The organism is Flavobacterium sp. UBA4854, from assembly GCF_002399805.1.
Taxonomy (GTDB): Bacteria; Bacteroidota; Bacteroidia; order Flavobacteriales; family Flavobacteriaceae; genus Flavobacterium; species Flavobacterium ginsengisoli.
The window spans coordinates 7,571-15,337 of sequence record NZ_DHEI01000145.1; the positions used below are offsets into that span (position 1 = coordinate 7,571).

6 protein-coding genes are annotated in these 7,767 nt (G+C 35.8%); 4 read left to right on the forward strand and 2 right to left on the reverse strand.

What is annotated here, in order from left to right:
- Positions 1-2,516: efflux RND transporter permease subunit (locus B3J44_RS21165; protein ID WP_286971263.1), on the reverse strand; the 2,516-nt coding region annotated here is incomplete at its 3' end.
- 5 nt (positions 2,517-2,521) lie between these two features.
- On the reverse strand, positions 2,522-3,676 hold the full coding sequence (locus B3J44_RS21170; protein WP_286971265.1) for an efflux RND transporter periplasmic adaptor subunit: 1,155 nt from the start codon (positions 3,674-3,676) through the stop codon (positions 2,522-2,524).
- Positions 3,677-3,942: 266 nt separating this feature from the next.
- Here B3J44_RS21170 and B3J44_RS21175 point away from each other — a divergent pair, with 266 nt between their 5' ends.
- From B3J44_RS21175 to B3J44_RS21190, 4 genes are all read left to right on the forward strand, one after another.
- Positions 3,943-4,989 (forward strand): sensor histidine kinase, encoded by a 1,047-nt coding sequence (locus B3J44_RS21175; RefSeq protein ID WP_286971266.1) that lies wholly within the window; start codon positions 3,943-3,945, stop codon positions 4,987-4,989.
- The gene (locus B3J44_RS21180) at positions 4,986-5,717 is read left to right on the forward strand and encodes a LytR/AlgR family response regulator transcription factor (protein WP_286971267.1); all 732 of its coding nucleotides are present in this window, start codon (positions 4,986-4,988) and stop codon (positions 5,715-5,717) included. The genes B3J44_RS21175 and B3J44_RS21180 overlap by 4 nt, the downstream gene beginning before the upstream one ends.
- A 24-nt stretch (positions 5,718-5,741) precedes the next feature.
- Positions 5,742-6,035, forward strand: a complete 294-nt coding sequence (locus B3J44_RS21185; RefSeq protein ID WP_286971268.1) for a DUF3861 domain-containing protein — start codon at positions 5,742-5,744, stop codon at positions 6,033-6,035.
- Between the two features lie 345 nt (positions 6,036-6,380).
- A complete protein-coding gene (locus B3J44_RS21190; protein WP_286971269.1) occupies positions 6,381-7,607 on the forward strand; it encodes a PQQ-dependent sugar dehydrogenase in 1,227 nt (408 codons plus the stop codon).
- Positions 7,608-7,767 lie beyond the last annotated feature (160 nt).

Sequence of the window (7,767 nt, forward strand, 5' to 3'; positions counted from 1 at the left end):
TGAATTGCTTTAATAGCATCTCCAGAACTGTAACCTGGTTTTGGTGCTCCTGTAATCGAAATTGACGTAAATAAGTTAAATCTCGAAATAGATTCTGGTCCAAAAACTCTCGTCATTTTTACAAACTCAGTAATTGGCGCCATGTTTCCAGCACTATTTCGAACGAAAATTTTATTCAATCCTTCTGTATTCGCTCTAAATTCTGGAGCTGCTTGAACCATTACACGATATTGTTTTCCGAATTTGTTGAAATTCGAAGCATACAATCCTCCGTAATAACCTTGCATGGTCGATAAAATAGTATTTACAGAAACTCCCGCGTCTTTCGCTTTCGCTAAATTAATATCCATCATATACTGAGGGAAACCAGGGTTAAATGGCGTTGTCGCATATTGAATTTCTGGACGCTCAGATAATTTTGCTAAGAATTCATTATTCACTTTATAAAACTCAGAAGTCGTATGTCCTCCTTTATCCTGCAATTGGAATTCGAATCCACCACTTTGTCCAAAACCTTGGATAGTTGGAGGTGAAATAAAGAAAATACTTGCTTCGCGAATACCGCTTGTTTTTGCAAAAAGCTGTCCGATTACATCATCAACACTAAGGTCACGCTGATCCCAAGGGTATAATTTTACAATTACCATACTGTAAGCACTACCTGCCCCAGCCGTAAAGTTCTGTCCAACAATGCGAAGTGTATTTTTAACTCCAGGAATTGTTTTAGCAATACTATCTACTCTTTTAGCAATAATATCAGAACGTTCCATAGAAGCCGATGGCGGTAAACTAATATTGGCAAAAACAGTTCCCTGATCCTCTGAAGGAACGAAAGCAGATGGCGTAGTTTTCATCATATAAACCAACGCTACACCAGCAATTACAATAGAAGCCAATGCAATCCATTTTTTCGCAGAAAGGAAACTTACAGAACGTTTGTATCGTGCCGTAACATTATCGAATGCCACGTTAAATGAAGTGTAAAAACGCTGTAAATAGCTTTTATGTTTATGGTCATCAGCATGTGGTTTCAATAAAAGCGCACATAAAGCTGGACTCAAAGTTAAGGCGTTTACCGCCGAAAGAATAATCGCAACAGCAAGCGTAATACCAAATTGTTTGTAGAATACCCCAGTTGATCCATTAATAAAGGTTACTGGAATAAATACCGCAGCCATTACTAAGGTAATCGAAATAATCGCCCCCGAAATTTCGTCCATCGCATGAATAGTAGCTTTTTTAGCCGATTTATATCCGTGGTCGAGTTTGGCGTGAACAGCCTCGACGACGACAATCGCATCATCGACCACAATACCAATGGCGAGTACCATTGCAAAAAGCGTCAATAAGTTGATCGTAAATCCGAATAAATTCAGGAAGAAAAATGTACCCACAATCGCAACTGGAACTGCAATTGCTGGAATTAAAGTCGATCTAAAATCTTGAAGGAAAATAAATACTACGATGAAAACCAATATAAAGGCTTCAACCAAAGTGTGAATTACTTTTTCAATAGAAGCATCCAAGTTCTCGTTAACGTCCACCATAATAGTGTACTTCATTCCTTTTGGAAAACTCTTCGCTGCTTCTTCAATCAGTTTTTTAGAATTGATAATTACATCACGAGCATTAGATCCAGGAGTCTGGCTAATTGCCATTGCTGCCGATTCTACTCCATTTGTTTTAATAGTTGACGAATAACTTAATGATCCCAATTCAACTTTGGCCACATCTTTAAGTCTTAACATCTGTCCATTTCCAACAGATTTTATAACAATGTCTCCAAATTCCTGAGCACTTGTTAAACGTCCTTTGTATTTAATTACATATTGAAATGCCTGATTTCCGTTTTCACCAAATTTACCTGGTGCCGCTTCGATATTTTGTTCTGCTAAAGCTGCCGAAATATCGCTTGGAATCAGTTTGTATTGCTGCATTATGTCTGGTTTTAGCCAGATTCTCATCGAGTAATCTTTAGCACCAAAAACCGTTACGTCTCCTACCCCAACTACACGCTGAATCTGCGGTACAAGGTTGATCTTTGCATAGTTTTGAAGAAACGTCTGATCGTAAGCTTTATCATCACTATATAAAGAGAAAATCAACAAGTTACTACTCTGACTTTTGGTTACTGTAACCCCAGCCTGAGTTACCTCTACTGGCAATAAACTTGTTGCTCTAGAAACCCTGTTCTGAACGTTTACCGCTGCTAAATCAGGATTTGTTCCTACTTTAAAGAAAACTTTGATTGAAGCATTTCCGTCATTTGTTGCTGTAGAAGTCATGTAAGTCATGTTTTCTACACCATTAATCTGCTCCTCAAGCGGAATTACGATACTTTTAAGTACCACATCTGCATTGGCTCCAGTATAACTTGCCGCAACGTTTACCGTCGGTGGCGCGATATCCGGATATTGAGAAATCGGTAACTCAATTAGGCCTAAAACACCTAATATGACGATAATAACAGATATTACCGTCGAGAGTACGGGTCTTTGTATAAATTTTTTAAACATTTTTTTTATTTTAAATCGGCGTAAACTGCTTCTTGGCTTTGATTATTAGGTTTAATTTCAGTTCCTTCTTTCAATGAAGCTACTCCTTCTAATACGATTTCATCTCCAGCTTTTAAACCGCTTGTTACCACATAATAGTTTCCTGCTGAGTTGTCCAATACTGTGATATTAGCATTTGTTGTCTTTTTGTCTTTTCCTACAACAACTGCAAACATTTTATCTTGTAATTCAAAAGTGGCACTTTGAGGAATTATAATGGCGTCTTTAACATAGTTCGGAATTTGCACTGTAGTACTGCTTCCGCTTCTGATAATTCCTTTTGGATTTGGGAAACGAGCTCTAAAATTTACAGTACCTGTTTCTGTATTAATTAATCCGTTTACGGTTTCTATTTTTCCTTTTTGATCATAAGTCGAACCATCAGAAAGTAGCAAAGAAACATCTGGCATGCTTTTTATTTTTTGGTTTAATGAACCTCCTGCGTCTTTAGTAAAATTTAGCAGTACTTTTTCATTCATTGCAAAATAAGCGTATACATTACCAATACTTGAAACTGTTGTTAAAGGTTCGGCTGTATTAGAACTTACCAAACTTCCTAAACGGAAAGGAATTGAACCTACAACTCCATTTACAGGACTTGTAACAGTCGTATAACCTAAGTTAACTTTAGCATTTACTAAAGCTGCATTTGCCTGCGCTAAAGATGCCAAAGCTGACTCATAAGTATATTGAGCCGATTCTAAATCGTATTTGCTGATAATTCCTTTTTCAACCAATGGCTTCACTTTGTTTACAGCCAGTTTTGCTGTACTTACTTCTGCTTGAGCACTTTTAATGCTTGCTGTTGCAGTACGAACTTGCTGCTCATATTCTGGAGCGCTGATTTTAAATAATGGCTGTCCTGCTTTTACTACAGCACCTTCATCAACAAAAATTTTATCAATATAGCCTTCAACTCTTGGGCGAATTTCTATATTTTGCTGTCCTTGGATACTAGCAGGAAAATCGCTGTTTAATGTCGCTGATTTTAGCTGTAATGTCACAGTCTTATATTCTTTAATCTGCGGCGCACCTCCGGCTTGAGCCGATTTATCATTTTTACCGCAAGAAGCGATAATAAGTGATGCTGCGAGGATGCTTAAAAATGATTGCTTAGTCATTGTGAAAAATGTGTAATTATCGATTATATGTGAACAAAAGAAATAAAATATAAGATACGAAATTTTTCAAATAGACGAACAGCAAGAGACAATCGATAAAGGCAAGATGAGAACCGATGGTTTTATTTAAAATATTAAACAAGTGTTTAATTTTTGTCTTATCGGCTCTAAAATGCTTTTTAGAGACTCTAAATCCCATTTTAGCGATTACCAAAAAATTGTATTTGAATAAAATGTAATATTGTCCATAAATATCAAGAATTACAATGGGACCAAGCTTTTTCAGACCTTACTTATTTACCGGATTACACATACTGAGCTGGGTATTATTAGGATTTATAATGCTGTTTTACATACCTTTAACTTGGAATGTAGTTCTTCCTGGTGCTTTTTGGCTTTGGCAAATAACCTTATTGGTTTTATTGATTATCATTTTTTATTCAAATGCAAGAATTATAGTTCCAAGAACCATTTTTAAAGACAATACTTCTCCTTTTCTAGTTTGGGCTTTTATTACGATTTTTGCCATGCAGGTTATTGCCTATTTTTATACTTCACAAACTGATCTTCATAACAAAATAAGTCTCATTCTAGGTTTCAAAAAATATAAAAATCCTTATTTTGACAATTACGTTTTAATGCTCAGTTTGCTTGTTTTAGGAATAAGCACAAGTTGGGCCATGTTACAATATTGGCAGAAAGCGGCTCAGCATAAACAAAAGTTAGAACAGGATAAAACGGCTGCGGAACTTGCAATGCTTAAGGCACAAATCAATCCACATTTTTTCTTTAACTCGCTTAATAGCATTTATTCACTTACTTATACCGATATTGAAGATTCTAGAAATGCCCTTCACACTTTGAGCCGTATGATGCGTTATTTGCTTTACAGCACAGAAGAAAAAACAACGTTGCTGAAAGAAGCTGAATTTATGAGAGATTTCATTGCATTAATGAAACTTCGTGCCAATAGCAAACTAACGATTACAACCGATATTCCTGAAAAAATACATGATTATCCAATTGTTCCGATGTTATTACTACCTTTAGTAGAAAATGCTTTTAAACATGGTGTTCATGCCACCGATAAAAGTGAAATTTACATTAAGCTTACGCAAAATGGAAGCGAGCTCGAATTTGAAGTTGAAAATACTTATTTTGAAAAAACAGCAGTTTCTGATGTAGGCGGAATTGGTTTAACCAACACCAAACGAAGACTGCAATTGATTTATCCGAATCAGCATTTTATTTCTTTTGGAGTTACCGATCACGGAACATATAAAATTAAATTGAAGATAAATTTAGAGCAATGACAGTAATAAAATGTATAGCAGTAGATGACGAACCATTGGCTTTAAGACTGGTAGAAACCTTTATAGAGCAGACTCCGTTTTTAGAATTAATTACGACCTGCGACAATGCTGTCGATGCAATGGGACTTATCAGGGAAACAAAACCAGATCTTGTTTTTTTAGACATTAATATGCCTAATTTAAGCGGAATGGAATTGGCAAGATTAATACAAGATCAGCCTGGACCTTTGCCAAAAATTATTTTTACTACGGCTTACAATCATTATGCAATTGAAGGTTATAAAGTTAATGCGGTAGATTATCTTTTGAAACCTTTCAGCTACGAAGAATTCCTGCGCGCTTCGAGCAAAGTTTTACAGCTTTCTGAAGAAGCCAATAATAATTTTACTACTATCGCCGCCGATGATGAGTTTATCTTTTTGAAAGTTGAATATCAATGGGTAAGAATTTCGCTAAAAGATATTACCTACATTGAAAGTTTAAAAGATTATGTAAAAGTGCATCTTGAAGATTCTCAGAAAGCCTTAATGTCTCTTATTTCGCTTAAAGCTTTAGAAGAAAAACTTCCTTCTTCAAAATTTATGCGCGTACATCGTTCTTTCATTGTCTCATTAGATAAAATAAGCGCCATTAGTAAAAACTCCATTTTTATTGATAAAATAGAAATAACGGTTGGCGAACAATATAAAGAAGCCTTTAAGACATTAGTTGATAAATGGCTGAAATAAATTTAGAATAAGAATTACAAAATCATGGAAAAAAGATCAAACAAATATTACTTAACCTTAAGTCTTAAGGAATATGCAAACGGTGAAACCGAACCGGCAAAAGAACTCGGAATAGAATTTGACAATCACGACGAAATCTTTGGAATTATTGAAAGAATAAAGTCTAAAAACATTTTCGCAAACGAATCTGAAGCTGTTCAGTTTGCTTTAGGATTAAAATTATTCAGCGAAATCAAAATAAAAAATCGCAAAAACCCTCTTTTTGAAGAACTAAATGAAGTTTTTCCAGTCTTCATGAAAAAATTAAAAAGCCTTTAAAAAAACCTTTAAAGGCAAGACCTCAGCTTAATACTTCTTGAATTTTGGAACGTTAAATTTCTGCTAAGAAAAGAACAAACCTTCCTTTCGTGGCAATATTATGTAGCAATTTTTCGTTCCAATAAGGCATGTCCCACTAAATGCTTTCCAAAAGAAGTTTAATTTCTGTTTTTTGAAATTCATCTGCTTCATAAAAAATAGCGTGAGCATTTAGGCATTCTTAATTGAAAATAAAACAGAGTATTCCCTCGAAATTAACCATTTCGGTTTTTAATGAATCTCTATTCTTTTTAGAAATGTTCGGTAATGCAAAAATTTATTTTTAACCACCAAAATGAAAGCATTATGATAATTCGAAAAAGTATATTTCTTCTTGCTGGAATTCTAGCTTTGAGCAGCTGTTCTAATAACGACAAAGAAGACAACACCAATGTCGGACCAACAGGACCTCCTGTAGAAACTGGAACTGCAAACACTACTTATAAACCAGCATTTTCTGGACAAACACGTGCAGGAAGCATTCAAACGACCACCGAAATTGAATCTAAAGTAATCACCAACGGTTTAAGCGCTCCTTGGGGAGTTGCCTATCTTCCTGACGGACGTCTTTTGGTTACTGAAAAAGCTGGAAAAATTAAAATCGTAACTCAAGCAGGAGTTATCAGCAATGCCTTAACTGGCGTTCCTGCTGTTAATCCTGATAGTCAAGGTGGTTTATTAGGAATATGCCTTGATCCTGCATATACTACTAACCGAATGATTTATTGGGCTTTTTCTGAAGTAGTTGCTGGCGGAAATATTACCGCTGTCGCGAAAGGCAGAATTTCAGACGATGAAAAAGCGATTGAAAATGTAACGGTTATTTATCGTTCAAATACACCAAACGCTAGCACACTGCATTACGGAGGTCGAGTTTTATTTGACAAAACTGGAAATTTATTTGTAAGCATTGGCGAAAGATCTGTATTAGAAACTCGTCCATTGGCGCAAGCTGTAACGAGTAGTTTGGGTAAAGTTGTGCGTATCACAACTAGCGGACAAGCAGCGCCAGGAAATCCTTCTTTTACACAAACGGGAGCTTTACCAGAACTTTATAGCATTGGACACAGAAATCCGCAAGGATTGGCAATTCATCCAACTACGGGCGAATTATGGCAAAGCGAACACGGTCCAAGAGGCGGCGACGAAATTAACCGAATTACAGCTGGAGCAAATTACGGCTGGCCAACAATTACTTACGGAATTGAATATAGTGGTACGAAAGTTGGAGAAGGAATTACGCAGCAAACTGGAATGGAACAGCCTGTCTATTATTGGGATCCTGTTGTTTCGCCAAGTGGTATGACTTTCTACGCTGGAAACCGTGTTCCTGAATGGCAGAATAATCTTTTTATTGGTGCTTTGAGCGGTATGCATATTGTGCGTTTAGCTTTTAAAGACAATAAAGTAGCTGGAGAAGAAAGATTATTGGCTGGAGAAGGACAAAGATTTAGAGATATTACTCAAGGAAAAGATGAAGCATTATACGCCGTTACCGACCAAGGAAGACTTTATAGAATAGATAAAAAGTAAACTTGTTCATTATACATGCCAAAAAACGCCCCAAATATGGGGCGTTTATATTTTATTATTTTTTTGTTTCAAGTTTCAAGTTTCAGGTTTCAGATTTCAGATTCCTAGTTAAACACAACAGACTAAAACATGAAACATGAAACAAAACAATTAAGCTTTT

Excerpts from the sequence above, each read along its gene's own strand:
- B3J44_RS21190 (WP_286971269.1), top strand. The coding sequence starts at position 6,381 with ATGATAATTCGAAAAAGTATATTTCTTCTTGCTGGAATTCTAGCTTTG.
- B3J44_RS21175 (WP_286971266.1), top strand. The coding sequence starts at position 3,943 with ATGGGACCAAGCTTTTTCAGACCTTACTTATTTACCGGATTACACATA.
- B3J44_RS21185 (WP_286971268.1), top strand. The coding sequence starts at position 5,742 with ATGGAAAAAAGATCAAACAAATATTACTTAACCTTAAGTCTTAAGGAA.
- B3J44_RS21170 (WP_286971265.1), bottom strand. The coding sequence starts at position 3,676 with ATGACTAAGCAATCATTTTTAAGCATCCTCGCAGCATCACTTATTATC.
- B3J44_RS21180 (WP_286971267.1), top strand. The coding sequence starts at position 4,986 with ATGACAGTAATAAAATGTATAGCAGTAGATGACGAACCATTGGCTTTA.